General features: G+C 71.6%; 18 protein-coding genes. 15 read left to right on the forward strand and 3 right to left on the reverse strand.

From position 1 onward, the window contains the following. Nucleotides 1–39: 39 nt before the first annotated feature. The 13 genes from QE412_RS13585 (at nt 40) to QE412_RS13645 (ending at nt 17,514) form a co-directional block, all read left to right on the forward strand. Nucleotides 40–954 carry an ABC transporter substrate-binding protein gene (locus tag QE412_RS13585; RefSeq protein ID WP_307484743.1) on the forward strand — a complete coding sequence of 305 codons (915 nt, stop codon included), beginning with the start codon at nt 40–42 and terminating at the stop codon, nt 952–954. Between the two features lie 34 nt (nt 955–988). Next, nucleotides 989–2,659 carry a urocanate hydratase gene (hutU, locus tag QE412_RS13590; protein ID WP_307484746.1) on the forward strand — a complete coding sequence of 557 codons (1,671 nt, stop codon included), beginning with the start codon at nt 989–991 and terminating at the stop codon, nt 2,657–2,659. Between the two features lies 1 nt (nt 2,660). Then, nucleotides 2,661–3,806: an HAL/PAL/TAL family ammonia-lyase gene (locus QE412_RS13595; protein ID WP_307484748.1), complete on the forward strand. Its 1,146-nt coding sequence runs from the start codon at nt 2,661–2,663 to the stop codon at nt 3,804–3,806. Continuing rightward, nucleotides 3,710–4,207, forward strand: a complete 498-nt coding sequence (locus tag QE412_RS13600; protein ID WP_307484751.1) for an aromatic amino acid lyase — start codon at nt 3,710–3,712, stop codon at nt 4,205–4,207. The genes QE412_RS13595 and QE412_RS13600 overlap by 97 nt, the downstream gene beginning before the upstream one ends. After that, nucleotides 4,197–5,417: a CaiB/BaiF CoA transferase family protein gene (locus tag QE412_RS13605; protein WP_307484754.1), complete on the forward strand. Its 1,221-nt coding sequence runs from the start codon at nt 4,197–4,199 to the stop codon at nt 5,415–5,417. Before QE412_RS13600 ends, QE412_RS13605 begins: the two co-directional genes overlap by 11 nt. Then, the gene (locus QE412_RS13610; RefSeq protein ID WP_307484757.1) at nt 5,414–7,069 is read left to right on the forward strand and encodes an enoyl-CoA hydratase-related protein; all 1,656 of its coding nucleotides are present in this window, start codon (nt 5,414–5,416) and stop codon (nt 7,067–7,069) included. Before QE412_RS13605 ends, QE412_RS13610 begins: the two co-directional genes overlap by 4 nt. A gap of 1 nt (nt 7,070) precedes the next feature. Beyond that, nucleotides 7,071–8,273: an allantoate amidohydrolase gene (locus tag QE412_RS13615; RefSeq protein ID WP_307484759.1), complete on the forward strand. Its 1,203-nt coding sequence runs from the start codon at nt 7,071–7,073 to the stop codon at nt 8,271–8,273. Next, nucleotides 8,270–9,586 carry a formimidoylglutamate deiminase gene (locus tag QE412_RS13620; protein WP_307484762.1) on the forward strand — a complete coding sequence of 439 codons (1,317 nt, stop codon included), beginning with the start codon at nt 8,270–8,272 and terminating at the stop codon, nt 9,584–9,586. Before QE412_RS13615 ends, QE412_RS13620 begins: the two co-directional genes overlap by 4 nt. Before the next feature lie 32 nt (nt 9,587–9,618). Then, a complete protein-coding gene (hutI, locus tag QE412_RS13625) occupies nt 9,619–10,743 on the forward strand; it encodes an imidazolonepropionase (protein WP_307487212.1) in 1,125 nt (374 codons plus the stop codon). A gap of 128 nt (nt 10,744–10,871) precedes the next feature. Next, complete coding sequence (locus QE412_RS13630) at nt 10,872–12,599, forward strand: ABC transporter ATP-binding protein (RefSeq protein WP_307484765.1); 1,728 nt, start codon at nt 10,872–10,874, stop codon at nt 12,597–12,599. Further along, nucleotides 12,596–14,782, forward strand: a complete 2,187-nt coding sequence (locus tag QE412_RS13635) for an ABC transporter ATP-binding protein (protein ID WP_307484768.1) — start codon at nt 12,596–12,598, stop codon at nt 14,780–14,782. Before QE412_RS13630 ends, QE412_RS13635 begins: the two co-directional genes overlap by 4 nt. Before the next feature lie 253 nt (nt 14,783–15,035). Beyond that, nucleotides 15,036–16,304, forward strand: a complete 1,269-nt coding sequence (locus QE412_RS13640; protein WP_373426551.1) for a glycosyltransferase — start codon at nt 15,036–15,038, stop codon at nt 16,302–16,304. Between the two features lie 4 nt (nt 16,305–16,308). Then, nucleotides 16,309–17,514 (forward strand): glycosyltransferase, encoded by a 1,206-nt coding sequence (locus tag QE412_RS13645; RefSeq protein WP_307484771.1) that lies wholly within the window; start codon nt 16,309–16,311, stop codon nt 17,512–17,514. Nucleotides 17,515–17,536: 22 nt separating this feature from the next. On the opposite strand, the gene QE412_RS13650 is transcribed toward QE412_RS13645, so the two are convergent. Next, a complete protein-coding gene (locus tag QE412_RS13650; RefSeq protein ID WP_307484773.1) occupies nt 17,537–17,794 on the reverse strand; it encodes a hypothetical protein in 258 nt (85 codons plus the stop codon). 86 nt (nt 17,795–17,880) lie between these two features. Here QE412_RS13650 and QE412_RS13655 point away from each other — a divergent pair, with 86 nt between their 5' ends. Together QE412_RS13655 and QE412_RS13660 are read left to right on the forward strand one after the other, a co-directional pair. After that, on the forward strand, nt 17,881–18,888 hold the full coding sequence (locus QE412_RS13655; protein WP_307484777.1) for a GlxA family transcriptional regulator: 1,008 nt from the start codon (nt 17,881–17,883) through the stop codon (nt 18,886–18,888). 252 nt (nt 18,889–19,140) lie between these two features. Beyond that, entirely contained in the window at nt 19,141–21,336 is a 2,196-nt protein-coding gene (locus QE412_RS13660) for an ATP-dependent Clp protease ATP-binding subunit (protein ID WP_307484781.1), read from the forward strand. Between the two features lie 645 nt (nt 21,337–21,981). Here QE412_RS13660 and QE412_RS13665 read toward each other — a convergent pair. Continuing rightward, nucleotides 21,982–22,566, reverse strand: a complete 585-nt coding sequence (locus QE412_RS13665; protein WP_307484783.1) for a nitroreductase family protein — start codon at nt 22,564–22,566, stop codon at nt 21,982–21,984. Between the two features lie 192 nt (nt 22,567–22,758). Beyond that, nucleotides 22,759–24,120: a glucose-6-phosphate dehydrogenase gene (locus QE412_RS13670; protein WP_307487218.1), complete on the reverse strand. Its 1,362-nt coding sequence runs from the start codon at nt 24,118–24,120 to the stop codon at nt 22,759–22,761. Between the last annotated feature and the right edge of the window lie 79 nt (nt 24,121–24,199).

Consider the following 24,199-nt stretch of genomic DNA (forward strand, 5'->3'; position numbering starts at 1 on the left):
CTGCCCCACTTCGTGCTCTGCATGCCGAAAGGACCCCTCATGATCCGCACCCGCCTCGCCGCGGCGGCCGCCCTCGCGACCGTCGCCGCCCTCACCCTCTCCGCCTGCTCCTCGGGCGGTGACCCGCTCGCAGCCGGCGGTGGCGAATCCGCCCCCGCCGACAGCATCGTCATCGGCTCGGCCGACTTCCCCGAGAGCCAGCTGCTCGCCACCATCTACGCGCAGGCGCTCACCGCCGCCGGCGTCGAGGCGACCACGCGCCTGAACATCGGCAGCCGCGAGGTGTACATGCCCGCGCTGCTCGACGGCTCGATCAACATGCTCCCCGAGTACACGGGTGCGACCCTGAGCTACCTCACGAAGGGCGACGCGGGCGTCTCGAGCTCGACCGATGTCGCCGCGGCGCTCGAGAAGGCGCTGCCCGAGGGCATCACCATGCTGACGCCGTCGGAGGCACAGGACTCCGACGTGCTCGCGGTCAGCAAGGACACTGCCGCGAAGTACAACCTGAAGACGATCGAAGACCTCAAGCCCTACGCGGCCGAGATGGTCCTCGGCGGCCCGCCGGAGTGGCCGACCCGTCACGAGGGCGTCCAGGGTCTGCAGGAGGTCTACGGCCTGACGTTCAAGGAGTTCAAGGCGCTCGACGTGGGCGGCCCGCTCACCATCGCGGCCCTGGCGAACGGCCAGATCCAGGCCGCCGACATGTACTCCACGTCGCCCGCGATGAAGGACTTCGTCGCGCTCGAAGACAACCTCAACCTCTTCCCGGCGCAGAACATCGTGCCGATCCTGGCCGCCGACAAGAAGACCGAGAAGGTCGCCGAGGTGCTCGACAAGGTCTCGGCCGCGCTCACGACGGCCGACCTGATCGAGATGAACGCGAAGCTCGACGACCAGCAGAGCCTCGACGACGTCGCGGCCGCGTGGATCTCGGCCCACGACCTCGGCTGAGCCCCCTTCGTTCCACACAGAAAGAGACACCGAAATGACCGGAAGCCGCGCGGTGCGCGCGCCGCGAGGGACGACGCTGACAGCCAAGAGCTGGCAGACCGAGGCCCCGCTGCGGATGCTCATGAACAACCTCGACCCCGAGGTCGCGGAACGGCCCGAAGACCTCATCGTCTACGGCGGCACGGGAAAGGCCGCCCGCAACTGGGCGAGTTACGACGCGATCGTCGCGACCCTCGCCGACCTCGACGACGATGAGACGCTGCTGGTGCAGTCGGGCAAGCCCGTGGGGGTGTTCCGCACGAACGTGTGGGCACCGCGCGTGCTTCTGGCCAACTCCAACCTCGTCGGCGACTGGGCCACGTGGCCCGAGTTCCGCCGCCTCGAGGCCGAGGGGCTCATGATGTACGGCCAGATGACGGCCGGATCGTGGATCTACATCGGCACGCAGGGCATCCTGCAGGGCACCTATGAGACGTTCGCGGCTGTCGCCCGCAAGCGCTTCGGCGGCACCCTCGCCGGAACCCTCACCGTCACCGGCGGCTGCGGCGGTATGGGCGGAGCCCAGCCGCTGTCGGTCACCCTGAACGGCGGCGTCGTACTCATCGTCGACGTCGATGAGACGCGCCTGCGCCGCCGCCAGGGCAAGCGTTACCTCGACGAGGTCACCACCGACCTCGACGACGCCCTCGAGCGCGTGCTCGCAGCTAAGGCCGAGGGGCGCGCCCTGTCGGTCGGTCTCGTCGGCAACAGCGCCGAGGTGCTGCCCGAACTGCTGCGCCGCGAGGTGCCCGTCGACATCGTCACCGACCAGACCTCGGCGCACGACCCGCTCGCGTACCTGCCCGCGGGCATCGCGTTCGAGGACTGGCGCACCGAGTCGGCCCGCGACCCCGAGGGCTTCACCGTGCGCTCGCGCGAGTCGATGGCCCGCCACGTCGAGGCGATGGTGGAGTTCCAGAAGCGAGGTGCCGAGGTCTTCGACTACGGCAACTCGATCCGCGACGAGGCACGCCAGGGCGGCTACGCCGACGCGTTCGCCTTCCCCGGCTTCGTGCCGGCCTACATCCGGCCGCTCTTCTGCGAGGGCCTCGGCCCGTTCCGCTGGGTCGCGCTGTCGGGCGACCCGGCCGACATCGCCGTGACCGACCAGGCGATCCTCGAGCTCTTCCCCGAGAACGAGGGTCTCAAGCGCTGGATCACCGCCGCGCAAGAGCACGTCGAGTTCGAGGGCCTGCCCGCCCGCATCTGCTGGCTCGGCTACGGCGATCGGGCCAAGGCCGCGGTCCGTTTCAACGAGCTCGTCGCCGAGGGCAAGATCTCCGCTCCCATCGTGATCGGCCGCGATCACCTCGACTCGGGCTCCGTGGCCTCGCCGTACCGCGAGACCGAGGCCATGGCGGACGGATCGGATGCCATCGCCGACTGGCCCATCCTCAATGCACTGATCAACACCGCCTCGGGTGCGACCTGGGTCTCGCTGCACCACGGCGGCGGCGTCGGCATCGGTCGCTCCATCCACGCCGGGCAGGTCTCGGTCGCCGACGGTACGCCGCTCGCCGCCGAGAAGCTCCAGCGCCTGCTCACGAACGACCCCGGCATGGGCGTCATCCGTCACGTGGATGCCGGATACGACCGCGCCGTCGAGGTCGCCCGCGAGCGCGGTGTGCGCGTGCCGATGCTGGACGCCGAGAAGGTCGAGGCCTGAGATGAGCCAGGAGGAGGTGGTCTTCGGCCTCGGGTCGACCCGCATCGACGAACTCGTCGCCGTCGCCCACGGCGCACCCCTGCGAGTCGCACCCGAAGCGCTCGCCGCGGTGGAGCGGACGAACCTCCTCCTGGCCGGTCTCGCCGCCTCGGGGCAGCAGATCTACGGCCTCACCACGGGCGTCGGCGACCTGTACAAGGTCGCGGGCGTCCAGCCCGACGTCGCGGAGGTGCAGCTCGGGATGCTGCGCAGCCACGCGAGCGGTGTCGGCACCCCGCACGACGAGCCGGCGACGCGCGCCATCGTCGCGGCCATCGTGCGGGCGCTCTCGCGCGGGCACAGCGGCATCCGTCCCGTGCTCGTGACGACCCTCGTCGAGATGCTGAATCGCGGGGTGACGCCCGTGGCGCCCTCGCAGGGGTCGGTCGGCTATCTCACGGCCACCGCACACATCGGACTCGTCGCCTTCGGCGAGGGCGAGGCGTGGTTCGCGGGGGAGCGGCTGCCCGCCGCCGCGGCCCTCGAGCGCGCCGGCATCGCACCGCTCGTCCCAGCGTCCCGCGAGGGGCACGCGATGATCAGTGGCACGTACGAGATCACCGGCATCGGCGCCCTCGCCGTGGCCGGTGCCCGCGCCTTGGTCGACGTGGCCGACCTCGCGGGTGCCATGTCGCTCGAGGCCCTGCGCGGCAACACTCGCGGCTACGACCCGCGCCTGCAGGCCCTGCGCCCGCACCCCGGGCAGATCGAGACCGCGCGGCGCCTGAACGCCCTGCTCGAGCACAGCGAGATCCTCGCCGCGCACCGCGACCACCGTCTTCAGGACGCGCTGAGCCTGCGCTGCATCCCGCAGGTGCACGGCTCGGTGCGCGACGCGCTCGCCTACGTCGAGTCGGTGGTGCAGACCGAGATCGACGCCGTCACCGACAACCCGGTGTTCATCGTCGAGGACGACGAGCTCATCGCCCTTCCCGGCGGCAACGGCCACGGCGCGCCCCGGTCGCGCTGGCGCTGGACACCCTCGCGATCGCCGTCGCCGAGGTCAGCACGATGTCGCAGGCCCGCGCCGACCGCCTCACGCACGCCGCCCTCAGCGGACTGCCCGCGTTCCTGGCATCCGGTGCCCCCGGCATGTCGGGCTTCATGATCCCGCCGTACGTCTCGGCCGCGCTCGCCGGCGAGAATCGCGCGCTCGCCGCCCCGGCGTCGGTGCACACCGTGCCGACGTGCGCCGGGCAGGAGGACCACGTCAGCATGGGCACGACCGCGGCGATCCAGGCGCGACAGGCCGTCGTGAATGCCGAACGCATCGTCGCGATCGAGCTGCTGTGCGCTGCCGAAGCGCTGGAGTTCCACGCGCCGCTCGCGGCGGGCGCGGGAACCGGTCGCGCCCACGCCGCGATCCGCGAACGCGTCGCTCCGCGCGACACCGATCGGATCATGGCCCCCGACATCGATGCGGTGACGACCCTCGTCGCCGACGGCACGTTGAGCCGGGTCGTCGCTGACGTCACCACCGCCCACGAAGGAGCCCCCCGTGTCGACTGACACCCCGCCCCCGACAGGCGCCCCCCGCCCGCTCGACGGCGTCCGCGTTCTCGACCTCTCCCGCGTCCTCGCGGGTCCCCTCTGCGCGTCGATGCTCGCCGACCTCGGCGCGACCGTCACGAAGATCGAGGTGCCCGGCCGCGGCGATGACTCCCGCCACTTCACCCCGCACATCGGCGGCGAGAGCAGCTACTTCATGCTGGTGAACCGCGGCAAGCGCTCGATGGCCCTCGACCTGAAGTCCGACGAGGGGCGTGCGCTGCTGCACCGCCTGATCGCCGACGCCGATGTGCTGGTCGAGAACTTCCGCCCCGGCGTCACCGCCCGTCTCGGCATCGACTGGCAGAGCGTCCGCGAGATCAATCCGCGGCTGGTCTACGTCAGCATCTCGGGCTTCGGGCAGACGGGCCCGCTGTCGCACCGCCCCGCCTACGACCACGTCGTGCAGGCGATGGGCGGCATCATGTCGGCCACCGGGTGGGCCGACGGCCCGCCGACGCGTGTCGGCGACGCCGTGGGCGACGTGGTCGCCGGGATGTACGGCGCGTTCGGCGCGCTCGCCGCCCTGCTGCAGCGCGCGCAGACCGGCGTCGGCCAGCACGTCGACGTGGCGATGCTCGACGCGATGTTCTCGCTGCAGATGGTGGCGCTGTCGCAGGTGCTCGCGGGGGCCCCGGCTCCCACGCGTCTCGGAAACGCCCACCCGATCAGCGCCCCGATGGACGCCTACGCCTGCGGCGACGGGCACCTCGTCATCGCCGTCGCGAACGATGCGCTCTTCGTGCGCCTGGCCACCGCCCTCGGTCGCGCCGACCTGCTCGACGACCCGCGCTTCGCGACCGACCCCGCTCGCTTGGCTCACCAGGATGACCTGCGCGCCCAGATCGAGGCGTGGACCACGACCCGCACGGTGGAGCAGGCGGTCGCCGACCTCGAGACGGCGGGCGTTCCCGCGGCCCCCATCTGGGACGTCGCCCAGCTCGCCGACAGCGGTCACGCCCGCGCCCGCGGCCTCGTGCGCACCGTCGAGCACCCCGTCGCCGGTTCGGTGCCGCTCGTGCCGCAGCCGGTGCGCTTCAGCGGGACGGATGCCGCCGCCCAGGCGCCCGCGCCGACCCTCGGCCAGCACACCGACGACGTCCTCACCGACGACCTCGGACTCGACGACGACGAGATCGCGCGTCTGCGCGCGGCGGGGGTGGTCGCGTGAGCCGCGGTCCGGTCGCCGTCCTCGGCGCCGGCACGATGGGCGCCGGAATCGCCGCCGTGCTCGCCGCGCACGGTCACGACGTGCGGCTGTACTCGCGCACGGCCTCGACCCTCGAAGCGGCGCGTGAGCTGGTCGTGGCGCACGACGCCGACGCGGGCGAGCGCCTCACGACCACCACCGACCTCGATGAGGCGGCGCGCGGCGCGGCGCTCGTCATCGAGAGCGTGGCCGAAGACCTCGCCCTCAAGCGCGAGATCTTCGCGCGGATCGAGCCGCTCGTGGCGGACGACGCGGTGCTGACCACCAACACCTCCAGCGTGCGCATCACCGAGATCGCCGAGGCGCTCGCCGACCCGACGCGGCTCATCGGTCTGCACTGGTTCAACCCGCCCACGGTCATGCCGCTCATCGAGATCGTGCGGGGCGAGCGCACCTCCGACGCCGCGGTCGCGACCGCGCAGCGGCTCTGCGCCGAGATCGGCCGCGAGAGCATCGTCGTCGACCGCGACGTGCCGGGCTTCGTCGTCAACCGCCTGCAGTACGCGCTCCTGCGCGAGGCCATCGCGCTCGTCGAGGGCGGGATCGCCACCGTCGCCGACGTCGACCGCGCCGTGTCCACGACCCTGGCCCCGCGCTGGTCGTCGCTGGGTCCGCTCGGCCTGATGGACCTCGCCGGCCTCGACGTGGTCAAGAAGGTCTCCGCCATCGTGATGTCCGACCTGGATGCCGCGGGGCGGGGTGCCCCGCACCGTCGCCGATCTCGTGGCCGGGGGCCATCTCGGCGCGAAGAGCGGTCGGGGCTTTTACCCCTGGTCGCCGGCCGACGCCGACCGGGCCCGCGCCGACCGCGACGATCTCGTGCGCCTCGTCACGGAGCAGAAGCGATGAGCGGCGTGCGCGAGCGCATCGACGGCACCGTCGCGACGCTCACGATCGACCGCGCTCACAAGCGCAACGCGCTCGATGCCGAGACACTCGGTGCCCTGGTCGCCGCCCTCCGCCGCCTCGACGACGACGCCTCCGTGCGCGCGATCGTGATCGCGGGCGACGAGCGCGCCTTCGCCGCCGGAGCCGACCTCGGCGACCTCGGCTCGGCCGGGGCCGTGGAGCTGTACCGCAGCGGGTTCAGCGAGCACTGGGACGCCGTCGCCGCGATCCGCACGCCCCTCGTCGCCGCCGTGCGCGGGTACGCCCTCGGCGGCGGGCTCGAGCTCGCCCTCGCGTGCGACGTCGTCGTGATCGCTGACGACGCGGTGCTGGGCTTTCCCGAGGTGCGCCTCGGCATCCTTCCCGGCGCGGGCGGCACGCAGCGGCTGCTGCGCGCGGTCGGCAAGGCGGTCGCCCTCGACCTGCTGCTCACCGCCCGCCGTATCGACGGCGCCGAAGCCGCCCGGCTCGGCATCGCGAGCCGGGTCGTCGCCTCGGCCGAGGTCGAGGAGACCGCGCACGCCGCCGCCGCCGAGATCGCCCAGGGCGCTCCCGTGGCCGCCGCGATGATCAAGAGCGCGGTGCTCGCCGGTTTCGAGATGCCGCTCGGCGCGGCCGTCGCGCACGAGCGCGCCCTCTCGGCGCTGATCGCCGCGAGCCACGATCGCGCCGAGGGCATGCGCGCCTTCCGCGCCCGCGAGACCCCCACCTTCGAAGGACGCTGACATGACCGCCGTCACCTCCCTGCTCGGCGCGATCTCCGGCATCGGTCGAGAGCCCCGCAGCGGCGGCTACGCCCGCCCGGTCTTCTCGACCGCCGAGCGCGACCTGCGCGCGTGGTTCGTCGGCGAGGCCGAGGCGCGCGGACTCGACGTCGAGATCGACCCCAACGGCATCCTGTGGGCCTGGTGGGGAACGCCCGGACCGGATGCCGTGGTCACCGGCAGCCACCTCGACTCGGTGCCCGGCGGCGGAGCGTTCGACGGGCCGCTCGGCGTTGCGGCCGCGCTCGCCGCGGTCGACGTGTTGCGCGAGCGCGGGTTCGCACCCGCGAAGCCTCTCGCGATCGCGGTGTTCCCCGAGGAGGAGGGCTCGCGCTTCGGCGTCGCGTGCCTCGGTTCGCGCCTGCTCACGGGCGCGCTCTCGCCCGACGCCGCGCGTCGGCTCACCGACCGCGAGGGCGACACGCTCGCCGACGTCTTCGCCGCGGGCGGGATCGACCCGGCCGGCATCGGCCCCGACCCCGAGACGCTCGCGCGCATCGGCGTCTTCGTGGAGCTGCACGTCGAGCAGGGGCGCGGCCTCATCGATCTCGACCGCCCGTTCGCCGTCGCGGAGTCGATCCTCGGCCACGGCCGCTTCAAGGTGACGGTGCGCGGCGAGGGCAACCACGCCGGCACGACGCTCATGGCCGACCGCCGCGACCCCCTGGTCGCCGCCGCCGCCATGGTGGGCCGCATCGCCGAGCTGGCCGGCGCCGTCGACGACGCCCGCGCCACCGTCGGACGCTTCGAGCCGGTGCCCGGCGGCACCAACGTCATCGCGTCGTCGGTGGACTTCTGGATCGACGCGCGTCATCCCGACGACGACGTCACCCGGCGCCTGATCGCCGACATCGACCGCATGTGCGGCGGCATCGCCGCAGCGCAGGGCTGCGAGGCCGTGCTCGTCGAGGAGTCGTGGAGCCCGACCGTCGGCTTCGACCCCGCCCTCGCGCGGCGCATCGGCTCCGCCCTCGCCGACGCCCCGTACCTGCGCACCGGCGCCGGCCACGACGCGGGCATCCTCGCGAGCGTCGTCCCGACCGGCATGCTGTTCGTCCGCAACCCCTCGGGCATCTCGCACTCGCCGGAGGAGCACGTCGTCGACGCCGATGCGGACGCCTCGGCCGCCGCCCTCGCCGACGTCCTGCAGGACCTGCTGTCGTGACGCGCTTCTGGGCGCCGCGGGCGTGGATCGGCGACGCCGTGGCGAACGGCGTGCGGGTCACGGCATCCGGGGGTCTCATCGCCTCGGTCGAGACGGAAACGATCCCGGATGCCACCGACCACCGCCTCGACGGTCTCGTGCTGCCGGGCGCGGTCAACGCCCACTCGCACGCTTTCCACCGGCTGCTGCGCGGCCGCACCCACGGCGACGGCGGCAGCTTCTGGACCTGGCGCGAGCTGATGTACCGCGAGGCCGGTCGCCTCGACCCCGCGTCGTACGAACGCGTCGCCACGGCGGTGTACGCCGAGATGGTCGCCGCCGGGTGGACCGCGGTCGCGGAGTTCCACTACGTCCACCACGCGCCCGACGCCCAGTCCTACGACCCGCCGCACGCGATGGAGCGCGCGCTCGCGCGCGCGGCGCGGGCCGCCGGCATCCGGCTCACCCTGCTCGACACCTGCTACCTCTCCAGCGGTTTCGGGCAGCCCCTCGAACCCGCGCAGCGGCGCTTCGGCGACGCGGATGCCGGAGCTTGGCTCGCTCGCCTCTCGGCGCTGCGCGAGGTCTTCGCCGACGAGCACCCCGAGGTCGTGGTCGGCGGGGCCGTGCACTCGGTGCGCGCGGTGCCCGTGGACGCCCTCGAACGCATCGGCGCCGAGCTGGATCCGGCGATCCCGCTGCACGTGCATCTGTCGGAGCAGCCCGCCGAGAACGCCGCGTGCCTCGAGGCAACGGGGCTGACGCCCACCGCGCTCCTCGCGCGCAGTGGGCTCGTCTCGGAGCGGCTCTCGGCCGTCCACGCCACCCACCTCACCGACGACGACATCGCGGCACTCGGGGCCGCGGCAGCGACGATCGTGATGTGTCCCACCACCGAGGCCGACCTCGGCGACGGCGTCGGCCCCGCCCGCCGCCTGGCCGACGCGGGAGCCCGGATCGCGCTCGGCACCGATCAGCACGCCGTGGTCGACCCGCTGCTCGAGGCCCGCGCGCTTGAGCACGGGGAGCGCCTGGCGTCCGGGCGTCGCGGGCGGTTCTCGCCCGCCGAGCTCGTCGCCGCGCTCACCCGGGGCGGCGCGTCGGCCGTGGGGCGTGCGGTCGGGCGGATCGCGGTGGGGGAGCCCTGCGACTTCCTCGTCGTCGACGAGAACAGCGCCCGCACCGCGGGCAGCGACCCGGGCCAGCTCGTGCTCACCGCCACCGCGCATGACGTCGCGCGTGTGATCATCGGGGGGCGCGAGCGCGCGACCGGCGGCGCGCACACCGATCTCGGACCCGTCGGCGATCTGCTCGGAAAGGCGGTGCTCGCGTGAGCACGACCCTCATCACCCGTATCGGCGAGCTGATGACCGTCGACGACGAACAGCGCGTGCTGCGCGACGCGGCCGTCGTGATCGACGGCGACCGCATCGCCTGGATCGGCGCGGCATCCGACGCTCCCGCCGCTGACGAGCGGGTGGATGCCGCCGGCCGGGCGCTGCTGCCCGGCTGGGTCGACTCGCACACCCACCTCGTCTTCGACGGCGACCGCACGGCCGAGTTCGAGGCGCGCATGGCGGGGCAGAGCTACGCCGCGGGCGGGATCGCGGTGACGCGGGATGCCACCCGTGCGGCCTCCGACGAGCGTCTCGCCGCGCTCGTCGCCGCCCGCGTGCGCGAGGCCCGCGCGCAGGGCACGACCTGGATCGAGACGAAGACCGGTTACGGCCTCGACACCCCGAGCGAGCAGCGCGGCGCCCGGATCGCCGCCGACGGCGCCGATGACGCGACCTTCCTCGGTGCCCACCTCGTGCCGGCCGGCGTCGACCCCGACGACTACGTGCGCGAGGTGTGCGGGCCCATGCTCGACGCCGTGCGCCCGTTCGTGTCGTGGGCCGACGTGTTCTGCGAGCGCGGGGCGTTCACCCCCGAGCAGTCGCGCGAGGTGCTGCTCGCCTCCCGCGCGGCCGGGCTCGGGCTGCGCGTGCACGGCAACCAGCTCGGCCACGGCGAGGGCATCCGCCTCGCCGTCGAGGTGGGCGCGGCGAGCGTCGACCACTGCAACTTCGTCTCGGATGCCGATCTCGACGCGCTCGCGGGCGGCTCCACCGTCGCGACGGTTCTTCCCGCGTGCGACCTGTCCACTCGGGCGCCGCTCGCGCCCGCTCGGCGCCTGCTCGACGCGGGTGTCGAGGTCGCGATCGCCTCGAACTGCAACCCCGGCACCTCGTACACGAGCTCGATGCCGTTCTGCGTCGCCACCGCCGTGCTGCAGATGGGGCTGAGCGTGGCCGAGGCGGTGCGCGCGGCCACCCGCGGCGGGGCGATCGCGCTCGGGCGCGCGACGGGCGAGGGGGCGATCGGCTCGATCGCCGTCGGTCACCGCGCCGACCTGCACCTGCTCGACGCCCCCTCGGCGACGCACGTGGCGTACCGTCCCGGGATGCCGCTGACGGCGGGCGTGTGGAAGGGCGGGCGCCGCGTGGTCTGACATCCCGCGCTGCGGTGACGGCGGTCCGGTCACCGCGATTGCGCGGGACGGCTCGCCGGTGTCGGAGCTTGGTGTCAGGCTGTACTGCGCGGTCACGGAGACCGCGACCGACACCCCCGGAGGTCCCCGTGCTGGCGAAGCTCCTCATCAGATATCTGTCGCGGTATCGCTGGCTCCTCGTGGCGCTGCTGATATTCCAGTTCGCCGCGGCGATGGCATCCCTTTACCTGCCACGCCTCAACGCCGACATCATCGACCAGGGCGTCGCGCGCGGAGACACCGGGTACATCTGGTCGCAGGGCTCGCTCATGCTGGTGATCTCGCTCGGGCAGATCATCGCGTCGGTGATCGCGACATACTTCGCCGCCCGGGCAGCCATGGCGGCAGGCCGCGACATCCGCCGCGACGTCTTCGAGAAGGTCAGCGGCTTCTCCGAGCGTGAGCTGTCGCAGTTCGGTGCCGGCTCGCTCATCACCCGCAACACCAACGACGTGCAGCAGGTGCAGATGCTGGCCATGATGGGCGCCACCATGCTCGTGAGCGCGCCGCTTCTGGCGATCGGCGGCATCGTCATGGCGCTGCAGCAAGACGTCGGGCTGAGCTGGCTGCTCGGTGTCGCCGTTCCCGCGCTGTTGGTCGTCGTGGCCCTCGTCATCGCCCGCATGGTGCCGCTGTTCCGCAGCTACCAGTCCAAGCTCGACGGCGTGAACCGCGTGATGCGCGAGCAGCTCACGGGGGTGCGCGTCGTGCGCGCTTTCGTGCGCGAGCGCATCGAAGAAGAGCGCTTCCGCGATGCCAACACCGACATCATGGTCGTGGGGCGCAAGGTCGGCTCCCTCTTCGTGCTCTTGTTCCCCCTGGCCATGCTCGTGCTGAACGTCACCGTGGTCGGGGTGATCTGGTTCGGCGGTATCCAGGTCGACTCCGGCGACGTGCAGATCGGCACGCTCTTCGCGTTCATGCAGTACGTCGCCCAGATCCTCATGGGCGTGCTCATGGCCAGCTTCATGACCGTGATGATCCCGCGCGCAGCCGTCTCGGCCGAACGCATCGGCGAAGTGCTCGACAGTCACTCGGCTCTCGCGCGCCCGGCGCACCCCGTCAGCACGTTCCCCACTCCCGGCGCTGTCGAGTTCGACGATGTCGCGTTCGCGTACCCCGGCGCCGAAGCACCCGTGGTCTCGGGGATCAGCTTCGCCGCCCGGCCCGGCGAGACCGTCGCCATTGTCGGATCGACCGGCGCCGGCAAGACCACGCTCGTCTCGCTCATCCCCCGGCTGTTCGACGCCACCGGCGGCGCGGTGCGCATCGGCGGCGTCGACGTACGCGAGGCCGATCTCGATGTGCTGTGGACGAGCATCGGACTCGTCCCGCAACGCCCCTTCCTCTTCAGCGGCACCGTGGCTTCCAACCTGCGTTTCGGACGCGAAGACGCCACCGACGACGAACTCTGGCGTGCGCTCGAGATCGCACAGGGCCGTGACTTCGTCGAAGAGATGGAGGGCGGTCTGGGCGCGCGCATCGCGCAAGGCGGCACGAACGTCTCGGGCGGGCAGCGCCAGCGCCTGGCGATCGCCCGCGCCATCGTGCACCGGCCGGCGGTGCTGGTGTTCGACGACTCGTTCTCGGCGCTCGACCTCACCACCGACGCCCGCCTTCGTCAGGCGTTGTGGCGCGAGCTGCCCCACGTGACCAAGATCGTCGTCGCGCAACGGGTGTCCACCATCACCGACGCCGACCGCATCGTGGTGCTCGAAGACGGACGCATGGCCGGTCTCGGCACCCACGACGAACTGCTCGAGACCAGCGACACCTACCGCGAGATCGTCGCCTCGCAGCTCGGGGTGCAGGCATGAGCACCCCCGATGCCCTCACCGAAGAAGAGCGCGCCGAGCTCGAACTCGCCGAGCAGGCGCGGCTGAACTCGGGGGACTGGGACAGTGTGGCGCCCGGCAAGGCCGCCGCTTTCGGTCCGAGTTTTCGCCGGCTGATCGGCCTGCTGCGACCGCACACGGCGGCGTTCGCTTTCGTCTCCGTCCTCGGCGCCCTCGGCGTGGTCCTGACCGTTCTCGCCCCGCGCGTGCTCGGCGATGCGACGAACATCGTGTTCGAGGGGCTGGTCTCACGCGGACTCGCCGCCCAGTTCCCCGCCGGCACCTCTCAGGCCGAGGTGGTCCAGGCGCTGCGCGCGGGCGGGCAGGGCGACATGGCCAACGTCGTCGCGGCGATGAACGGCTTCCAGGTGGGCGCGGGCGTCGACTTCGACGCCCTCCGCGTGATCATCGTGACCGTGCTGGCGATCTACGTCGGATCGTCGCTGCTGTCATGGATCCAGGGCTACGTCATCAACGTGATCATGGTGCGCACAATGTGGCGTCTGCGCGAAGACGTCGAGGCGAAGATCAACCGCCTGCCGCTGTCGTACTTCGACAAGGTGCAGCGCGGCGAGCTCATCTCACGCGTCACCAACGACATCGACAACATCACGCAGACCATGCAGCAGTCGCTCTCGAGCGCGCTGACCTCGGTGCTCACGGTCGTGGGCGTGCTCATCATGATGTTCACCATCTCGTGGCAGCTGGCGTTGGTCGCGCTCGTGTCGATCCCGCTCATGGCGGTGATCTTCGGGGTCATCGGGCCCCAGTCGCAGAGGGCGTTCGGCGAGCAGTGGAAGAAGGTCGGGCGTCTCAACGCGCGTGTCGAGGAGTCGTTCTCGGGCCACGCGCTGGTCAAGGTCTACGGCCGCGAGAAAGACGCCCGCGAGCAGTTCGAGGTCGAGAACGAAGAACTCTTCCAGGCGAGCTTCCGGGCCCAGTTCCTCTCGGGCATGATCATGCCCGGCATGATGTTCATCGGGAACCTCACCTACGTCGGTATCGCGGTGCTGGGCGGTCTCATGGTCGCGGGCGGGCACCTCCGCCTGGGCGACGTGCAAGCCTTCATCCAGTACGCGCAACAGTTCACGCAGCCCCTGTCACAGCTGGGCGGCATGGCCGCTGTCGTGCAGTCGGGCACCGCCTCGGCCGAGCGCGTGTTCGCGCTGCTCGACGCCGATGAGCAGGAGCCCGACGCCCCCGACGCCCCGCTCCCCGCCGACGGTCGCGGCGTCATCGAGTTCGAGCATGTGCGCTTCTCGTACACGCCCGAGCACCCGCTCATCCGCGGCCTGTCATTCCGCGTCGAGCCGGGGCAGACGGTCGCGATCGTCGGCCCGACGGGAGCGGGCAAGACCACGCTGGTCAACCTCATCATGCGGTTCTACGAACCCGACGGCGGCCGCATCCTGCTCGATGGGCAGAACATCGCCGACATGCGTCGTGACGATGTGCGCTCGCGTACCGGCATGGTGCTGCAAGACCCGTGGTTGTTCGCCGGCACGATCCGCGACAACATCCGCTACGGGCGCGAGAGTGCCACCGACGACGAGATCGTCGAGGCCGCCGTGGCCACCCGCGTCGACCAGTTCGTGCATTCGTTGCCCGAGGGCTACGAGACGGTGCTCGACGAAGACGCCGCGAACGTCTCAGCCGGCGAGAAGCAGCTCATCACGATCGCGCGGGCATTCGTCGCCCGCCCGTCGGTGCTCATCCTCGACGAGGCCACGTCGTCGGTCGACACCCGCACCGAGCTGTTGCTGCAGCAGGCGATGGCGGCGCTGCGCGAAGGACGCACGTCGTTCGTGATCGCCCACCGCCTGTCCACGATTCGCGACGCCGATCTGATCCTCGTCATGGAACACGGCGACATCGTCGAGCAGGGCACGCACGACGAGTTGATCGCCGCCGAGGGTGCGTACCACCGCCTCTATCGTTCGCAGTTCGAACAGGCCGCCGCCGACCTCGACGACGCCGGCGTCGACGCCGCCTCGACCGGCGGGCCGACGACCCAGCGGCCGGCGCCCGCCGTCGACGACGCCGTGGTGGTCACGGCTCTGGCTGCCGCGGCACCCGAGGTGACGGCGCCGGCCGGCGTCGACGGCCCGCCCCACCCCGCCCACGGGGCACCCTCACCCGACCCCCGGCCCGGCGAGCAGCGCTGACACCGCGCGGCAGGCGAGGCGACCCGGCGGCAGGGCGCGGAGGCCGCACGGCCCGCCGACCGCATGGCCCACCGGCCGCATGGCCCACCGGCCGCATGGCCCACCGGCCGCACGGCCCGCCGGCCGCATGACCCGGCGGTGCGGCGGCGCACGGGCAGGGCTCCCGGGGCGAAAAACGCCCCTCCGGTACAGTGGTCGGGCGCATGCACCTTCCGTGCGACCCGATCCGCCGCATAGATAGGCCTCACCACCCGTGACCACTTCTGCGACGCCCGCCGACCATCCCACGCCCGCCGACTCGTCCGACGCGGATGCCGTCCCCGAGCCGGTTCCCGGAGCCGACGTCCCGCCCGACCGTCCGCTGACCATCCTCATCGGCGCCGACACCTTCGCCCCGCACGTGAACGGCGCAGCCCGTTTCGCGGAGCGGCTCGCGGCCGGACTCGTCGCTCGCGGTCACGACGTGCACGTCTCCGCGCCCAGCGCCGGCCGCGGCAACGCCGGCACCGGAACCGAGGTCATCGAGGGGGAGCCGATGACGATGCATCGCCTCCCCGCCTACCGTTTCCTTCCCCACGACTGGCTCACCTTCGTCCTGCCGTGGAGGTCGAAGCACTACGCCCGCCGCGTGCTCGACGACGTCAAGCCCGACGTGGTGCACATCCAGTCCCACATCGTCATCGGCCGCGGTCTCGCACGCGAGGCGCGCAAGCGCGGCATCCCGGTCGTGGCCACCAATCACGTGATGGCCGAGAACATCCTCGACTTCACCACGTTGCCCGACGCCCTCGACCGCGTCTTGGTCAAGCTCGCCTGGGCCGACGCCGCGCGCACCTTCGCGATGACGCGCGCCGTCACCACCCCCACGCGAAGGGCAGCCGACTTCCTCGAGTCGACGATCGACATCAGCGGCGTCATCCCCATCTCCTGCGGGATCGACCGGTCGAACTACTCGCCCGATCTCACGCCGCGCGACGCCAACCGCCTGCTCTTCGTCGGGCGTCTGACGACCGAGAAGCACATCGACGTGGTGCTCGCCGCCCTCGCCAAGCTCGACCCGGCGCTCGAGGTCAGCTTCGACATCGTCGGCGGTGGCGACCAGCGCGCGAAGCTCGAGGCGCTGGCGCAGCAGCTCGGTGTCGCGGAGCGCGTCACGTTCCACGGCCACGCGTCCGAGGACGACCTGCGCGCGCTGTACTCCCGCGCGAGCGTGTTCGTGATCGCCTCGATCGCCGAGTTGCAGTCGATCGCCACGATGGAGGCCATGGCATCCGGTCTGCCCATCGTCGCCGCCAACGCCGTCGCCCTCCCGCACCTCGTGCACGACGGAGAGAACGGTTACCTCTTCACCCCCGGTGACGCCGACGAGGCCGCGGCGCGCCTGACCGACGTGCTCACCGCGTCCGCCGACGAGCGGCTCCGCATGCAGCAGGCGTCGCTCGACGCCGTGGCCGTGCACGACATCACCCGCACGCTCGACACGTTCGAGGCTCTGTACCGCGGTCGCCCCCTCCCGGAGTAACCGCGTGCACGTCGCGATGTTCGCCGACCAGCACCTCGAGTCACTGGGTGGGGCGCAGGTGTCGATGCGGCTGCAGAAGCGCTTCCTCGAGCGAGCGGGCCACATCGTCACGGTCGTGGCGCCCCGCATGCACCGCCCCGCGCCCGACGACACGGCGTACCTCGACTTGCCGTCGATCGCGATCACGCCCGATCGCGAGTATGCGCTCACCTGGCCGGGCGCCCGCACCGACCGGTTTCTCGATGCCGAGATGGGAGCGCGCCTGCCCGTCGACGTCGTGCACGTACAGGCCGATTTCTGGGGCGCGTTCATCGGACACCGCTATGCCGTGCGTCACGGCCTGCCCGTGGTGCACACGATGCACAACCGCGTCGACGTCGGCATCGAAGCGACGGCGCCGTTTCCCGGTCTCGTCCTGCGGGTGCTGAACGCCTGGGCGCGGCGGACGCTGCCCCGGGAGGCGGCCAGGCAGCAGTGCTCCGCGTCGAGCGGCGACGGCTGGGCCTACCTCCGCCGCCTCGCCGCGCTGTCGCGCGCCGTCACCGCCCCCTCCGGCCACTTCGCTCGCCGACTCGAGCGGCATGGTGTCGCCGACGCCGTCGACGTGATCTGGAACGGCATCGACGACGACGTGCTCGACGCCGCGCTCGCCGCGGGGCCTGCGGTGCGTCGGCCGGGCCGTCCGCGGTTCGTCTGGCTCGGGCGCATGAGCCCCGAGAAGCGGCTGCTGCCGTTCCTGGAGGCCGTCGCGGACGCGGGCATCGACGCCGAGATCGAGATCATCGGCGGCGGCGGTCAGCTGCGCGAGGCGCGGAGGCTGATCGAGCGCCGCGCGCCCGCGGCATCCGTCGTCTTCTCCGGTCGGTTGCCGTACGCCGAGACCCTGCGGCGCATCGCCGACGCCGACGCCGTTGTCCAGACCTCGATCGGGTTCGAGACCCAAGGGATGACGGTCTTCGAGGCTGCGTCCCTGGGTACTCCCGCGGTGGTCAGCGATCCCGACATCGCCGCCGAGCTGGGTGCGGGCACGTGGGTGGTCGAAGATGCCACGGTCGCCGCCCTCGCCGCAGCGCTGCGCCGCGCGGCCACCGATATCGCCAGCGGCTCGCCGGTCGTACCCGACCCCACCGTCGCGGAGCGCTTCCGCCAGTCGTCGCGGACGGCCGCGATGGTCGCGGTGTACCAGCGGGCGGTCACGGCGGGGCGCTGAGGCGTCGGGCCCGGCGATCCGGTCAGTCCGCCGCGATGATCCGCAGCGGGGCGGTGACCGGTGCTGCGGCGGGAGCTGCGGTGTGCAGGGTCGGCCGTGCCGCTTCGAGGGCGGGTGCCGCGCCGGGCGCCGCTCTGTGCGACCGGCTGGGACGGTCGGCCGCGGATGCGACCCGCGAGGGATCGGTGGGGATGCTGCCGTAGCCGTCGGTGCGCACGAGCCACACGGTGGCGACGATTCCCGCGAGCGAGAGGATGCCGAGAGCGATGAGATATGCCATGGCAGATACGCTACGAGTAGAGGAAAAGTGTCACGAGTGGCATGATGGTCGGTAATCGTCAGATTTCTGCCACACCGGAGGTTCGCATGCGCTCGGTCGCCGTTGTCATCCAGCCCGGGTTCGCGCCCTTCGAGTTCGGTCTCGCGTGCGAGGCGTTCGGCCTCGATCGCAGCGACGACGGCATCCCCAATTTCGACTTCCGCATCGTGTCGCCCGACCCCGGGGTCGTGCCGTCGAACATCGGGTTCTCGGTCAATGTCGAGCTCGGTCTCGACGCCGCCGAAGACGTCGACATCCTCATCCTCGCTCCCGTGCCGCGGACGACGTGGGATGCCATCGACCCCCGCGTGATCGACACGGTGCGTGCCGCCCACGTCCGCGGTGCGTGGTTGCTGAGCGTGTGCAGTGGAGCGTTCGTCATCGCGGCGGCGGGGGTTCTCGACGGCAAGCGTGCGACCACGCACTGGCGCTACGCCGACACCATGAGCCGCATGTATCCGCGCATCGATGTCGATCCCGATGTGCTGTACGTGCAGTCCGACAACATCATCACGAGCGCCGGCACGGCCGCGGGGCTCGACGCGTCGCTGCACCTGCTGCGCCAAGAGCTCGGCTCCGAGCTGACCAACCGCATCGCTCGGCGCATGGTCGTCTCCCCGCAGCGCGACGGGGGGCAGGCGCAGTTCATCGCCTCGCCTCTCCCGATCGACTCCTCGCTGTCGCTCGCCCCGGTGACGGAGTGGATGCTGCAGAACCTGGATGCCGAGCTCTCGGTCGAACGCCTCGCCGCACGCGCCCACATGTCACCGCGCACCTTCGCCCGACGCTTCAAGGCCGACCTGGGTGCGACGCCCGCGGCCTGGCTCGCGCGCCAGCGCCTGCTGCACGCCCAGCGCCTGCTGGAGGAGACCGACCTGGGTCTCGACCGCATCGCGTCGGAGTGCGGCTTCGGATCGGCGGCGGTCCTGCGCCAGAACTTCGCCCGCACGATGGGGCTGACCCCGACCGCGTACCGCGCCCGGTTCTCGTGCGCGGGTTCGAGCGAATCGGCACCGCTCGCCCTGCCGCTCGCGTCCGAACCGGTTCCCGCCTGAGCGTCACCGTCCCGCCTACCCGGCGCCGCATACGGGCCGCGGCGCCGACATCGCACGTGCGTGTCGGGGTAGCGCGTTGTCTCCGCGCAGAGGGTGCCATGTCATGGGGTGCGTGTGATGTGGGCGGTGGGACCGTCTGCCGGGGCATCGCCGAACGGTGCGCTTCCCCATTGCCGCGGTGGAGCCCGCCTGCTAAACTTGAGTCAACGCCGCTCAAGTTTTGAAGCGGCGAGCAGACTTCCAGGAGACACCATGAACGCCACGCAACAGCCGGGACAGGAGGACGCGCGGAGCGCCCTCGAGCAGTTCGGCATCAACCTCACCGACCGGGCCCGCCAGGGCAAGCTCGACCCCGTGATCGGGCGCGACGGCGAGATCCGCCGCGTCAGCCAGGTGCTCACCCGGCGCACCAAGAACAACCCCGTGCTCATCGGCGAGCCCGGCGTCGGTAAGACCGCCGTCGTCGAGGGCCTCGCCCAGCGCATCGTCGCGGGCGACGTCGCCGAGAGCCTCAAGAACAAAGAACTCGTGTCGCTCGACATCTCGGCGCTGGTCGCCGGGGCCATGTATCGCGGACAGTTCGAGGAGCGCCTCAAGAGCGTCCTCAAAGAGATCACCGAGTCCGACGGGCGCATCATCACGTTCATCGACGAGCTGCACGTGCTCATGGGCGCGGGCGGCGGCGAGGGCTCGGTCGCGGCCTCCAACATGCTCAAGCCCATGCTCGCCCGCGGCGAGTTGCGTCTGATCGGCGCGACCACACTGGACGAGTACCGCGAGTTCATCGAGAAGGATGCCGCTCTCGAGCGCCGCTTCCAGCAGGTCTACGTCGGAGAGCCCACGGTCGAGGACACCGTGGCGATCCTGCGCGGCCTGAAGGAGCGGTACGAGGCGCACCACAAGGTCGCCATCGCCGACGCGGCGCTGGTGGCTGCGGCATCCCTGTCGAACCGGTACATCCCGTCGCGCCAGCTGCCCGACAAGGCCATCGACCTGATCGACGAGGCCGCGTCGCGCCTGCGCATGGAGATCGACTCCGCCCCGCTCGAGATCGACGAGCTGCGGCGGCACGTCGACCGACTCAAGCTCGAAGAGCTCGCGCTGAAGAAGGAGAAGGACGCCGCGTCCAAGGAGCGGCTCGCGACCCTGCGCGAGACGCTCGCCGCCGAACAGGCCAAGCTCGACGAGCTGCAGGCCCGGTGGGAGCAGGAGCGCGCGTCGCTCAACCGCGTCGGCGAGCTCAAGACCCGGTTGGATGCCGCTCGCGTCGACGCCGAACGCGCGCAGCGCGAGGGCAACCTCGAGCGCGCCTCGCGTCTGCTCTACGCCGAGATCCCGGCCCTCGAGCGCGAGCTGATGGTCGCCGAGCGCGAGGAGCCCGCGGGTGATCGCATGGTGAACGACCAGGTGACCGACGAGGACATCGCCGCGGTGATCGCCGCGTGGACCGGCATCCCGGTGGGGCGCCTGCTGCAGGGCGAGACCGAGAAGCTGCTGCACCTCGAACGCGAGCTCGGCAAGCGCCTGATCGGACAGAAAGATGCCGTGAAGGCGGTGTCGGATGCCGTCCGCCGCTCGCGCGCGGGCATCAGCGACCCGCACCGCCCGGTCGGTTCGTTCCTCTTCCTCGGTCCGACCGGCGTGGGTAAGACGGAGCTGGCGAAGTCGCTCGCGGACTTCCTCTTCGACGACGAGCACGCCATGGTGCGCATCGACATGTCGGAGTACGGCGAGAAGCACTCCGTCTCGCGCCTGGTCGGTGCCCCTCCGGGGTACGTCGGGTACGAGGCGGGCGGCCAGCTCACCGAGGCCGTGCGCCGGCGCCCCTACAGCGTCGTCCTGCTCGACGAGGTCGAGAAGGCGCACCCCGAGGTGTTCGACGTGCTGCTGCAGGTCATGGACGACGGTCGCCTGACCGACGGCCAGGGCCGGACGGTCGACTTCACCAACGTCATCCTGATCCTGACGTCCAACCTCGGCTCGCCGATCCTCATCGATCCCACCCTGTCGATGGATGCCAAGCGCGAGCAGGTGCAGGCGCTCGTGCGGCAGGCCTTCAAGCCCGAGTTCGTGAACCGTCTCGACGACATCGTGATCTTCCAGGCCCTCAGCCAGGACGACCTCGCCCAGATCGTCGAGCTCGCTGTCGACGCTCTGCACAAGCGGCTCCGCGAGCGCCGGCTGACCCTCGCGGTCACCCCCGACGCCCGCTCGTGGCTCGCCGAGCGCGGCTACGACCCGGTGTACGGCGCCCGGCCGCTGCGTCGCCTGATCCAGTCCGAGATCCAGGACCGTCTCGCGATGGCGATCCTCGCCGGAACGGTGCGCGACGGTGACGTCGTGCGGGTCGACGTGGCGAGCGACGGCGACTCGCTCATGCTCGTGAGCACGGGACCGGCCGCTGAGGAGTCCGACGACGATGTGATCGAGGCCGAGATCGTCGAGTAAGCGGAACCAGAAGGGGGGATGCCACGCGGTGCGCGCGGCATCCCCCCTTTCGTGTGTGTGGCGGGAGGGCGGTGGGCCGGGGCGGTGGGCCGGGGCGGCCGTCGCGCATAAACGCCGTTCACGCGCATAAACGCGGTGTCCTCGCGTTTATGCGCGCGGATCGTGTTTATGTGGCGGCTTGGCGGTGCGGAGCCCGGCGGCCCGGCCGCGCTGCGGTTGCCCCGCGGTTCGGTGGGCCCCGGGTTCGGTGGGCCCCGGGTCCGGTGGGCCCCGGGTCCGGTGGCGCCACCGGATCCGGCGGCCCCGCCCCTCGGTGGCCCCGCGCTGCGGTGGCGCCCGGGTCCGGTGGTCCGGCGGTCCCGCAATGCCGCGGCACGCGGGCCGGTGTCGCCCGCCGGCGGCCCGCTGTGACGCATAAACGCTGTTCACACGCATAAACGCGGTGTCCTCGCGTTTATGCGCGCCGATCGCGTTTATGCGTCACGGCGGCGACGCGGCGAAGCCGCAACGCGGCAACGCGGCGTCACGGCGGCGGCAGCGCCGCAACGCGGCAACGCGGCAACGCGGCAGCGCAGCGGCGACAACGCAGCGCCGCGGCCTGCGCGTGTTGGCATCCAGACGGCGTCTCTCGGGGGATGCCGCGGCTTACTCGTCGACGAGCAGCGACTCCGCGACCGTGCGGCGCTCGCGCGGCGCGAGCTCGCGCTGACGCAGGCCCTCTTCGGCGGCCTCGACGTCGCCGAGCGTGCCGACGGCGATGACCGTCACGGGCACGAAGCGGGGCTCGATGTCGAAGGCGGCGCGCAGGTCGTCGGCGACGAAGCCGCCCATCTGGTGCGTCGCGAGTCCGCCGGCGTGCGCCTGCACGGTGAAGTGCGCGGCGGCCTGGCCGGTGTCGTACAGCGCCCAGGTGCGGGCCTCGCCGTCTTCGGTCTCGCTCTCGGCGAGCACGACGACCAGCGCACCGGCGTTCGGAGCCCAGGCCTGGTTGAAGCCCATGAGCGACGAGACGACGCGGTCGAACGTCTCGGTACCGCGGCGGGCGACGATGAATCGCCACGGCTGGTAGTTCATGCCCGAGGGTGCCCAGCGGGCTGCCTCGAGGGCCGAGCGCAGGGCCGCTTCGTCGATGGGGGTCTCGGGGTCGAAGACGCGGGTGCTCCAGCGCTCGGCGAGCACGTCGAGGATGGGCGCGTCGGTGCGTGCGGTGCGGTCGATAACGACAGACATGGGTACTCCTGAGAACGGGGACTGATTCGGGACGCCGTTGACCCGAACCAGTGAACGCCACGGCTGCGCCGTCTGTTCCCGTGTGACAGAGGATTTCCTTCGCCGAGCGTCGCCCGCGCAGCGCCCGGGGCGCGTGACACCCGCACGCACGCCACGAGATTCAGGATGCCGAGCCCGCGGTGCCGCGCGAGCTCACACGTTCCAGGACGCCGGTCCCGTGCTGCCGGCGGGGTACTCGTCGAGCGGCACCTTGTTCTGGCGCCACGCGTCGATCACCGGCTGCACGATCCGCCAGCACTGCTCCGCCGCGTCGCCGCGGACGGCCAGCATCGCGTCACCGTCGAGGATGCCCGACAGTACTTCGCCGTAGGCCTTCAGAGCGCCCGCGCCCAGGTCGGCCGCCAGCGTCACCCGCTCGAGCTCGAGGGGATCGTCGGCGCCGTTGACGTTGAGCTCGAGGCTCATCGTGTCGGGGCCGAGCGAGAAGACGAGCTTGGACGGGTCGCTCTCGCCCACGAAGCCGCCGGGCAGGTGTCGCACGGGCTTGAAGGTGACCGTGACGGCCGGGTCTCCGGCATCCAGAGCCTTGCCGGAGCGCAGGGTGATGGGAACGCCCTGCCAGCGTGCGGTGCGCACCTCCACCGTCATCTCGGCGAGCGTCTCGGTGTCGCGCGAGGGGTCGACGCCGGGCTCGTCGACGTACGACACGAAGTGGCGCTCGCCGACGTCGCCGGCGGTGTAGCGGGCGCGACGGGAGTTGTTCACCGGGTCGTCGTCGAGCACGTGGGTGGCGCGCAGCACGGCCGAGGTGGCGTCGCGCAGGTCGAGCTGATCGAGGCTGGACGGCGGCTCCATCGTGACGAACGCCATCACCTGCAACAGGTGGCTCTGGATCATGTCGACCAGGGCGCCGGCGGTGTCGTAGTACCCCGCGCGGCCCTCCAGGCCCAGCTTCTCGGGGAAGTCCACGGTGATGGTGGCGATGTCGTCGGCCGACCACACGCTCTCGATGAGGCGGTTGGCGAAGCGCACGCCGAGCAGGTTCAGCACGGTGGAGCGGCCGAGGAAGTGGTCGATACGGAAGACCTGCTCCTCGGGGACGAGGGTGGCCAGCTGCTGGTTGAGTTTGTGCGCGCTGGCCTCGTCGGTGCCGAAGGGCTTCTCGAGCGCGAGGATGGTGCCGGCGGGGATCTTCACGTCGGAGAGGGCGACGCAGGCCTTCTCGGTGACCGCCGGGGGAACGGCGAAGTACAGCGCGGGGCGTCCCTCGGCATCGTCGAGGAGTGTTTGCAGATCGGCTGCCTTGGTGATGTCGGCCTGGGAGTAGGTCGTCGCCGAGACCGCGTCGAAGGCGGACTCGGCATCCATCGACTGGAACGCCGTGTGCACGACCTCGCGCCAGTGCTCGTCCGTCCAGTCCTCCATGCCCGCGCCGTGCAGGCGGATCGACCGCCGCGGCTCGCGCGCCAGCAACTGGCCGAGGGCCGGGAGGAGCAGTCGAGAGGTGAGGTCGCCCGAGGCGCCCAGGATGATCAGGGTCGTGTCCGCCGCCATGCCGCTCAGCGTAGCGACACCCACCGACCTCGCCGCACCCTTGCGGATGACGAAGGGATGCCCCATAGCGAGTGCATAG

Origin of the sequence: Microbacterium trichothecenolyticum (assembly GCF_030818955.1) — a bacterium.
Taxonomy (GTDB): Bacteria; Actinomycetota; Actinomycetes; order Actinomycetales; family Microbacteriaceae; genus Microbacterium; species Microbacterium trichothecenolyticum_B.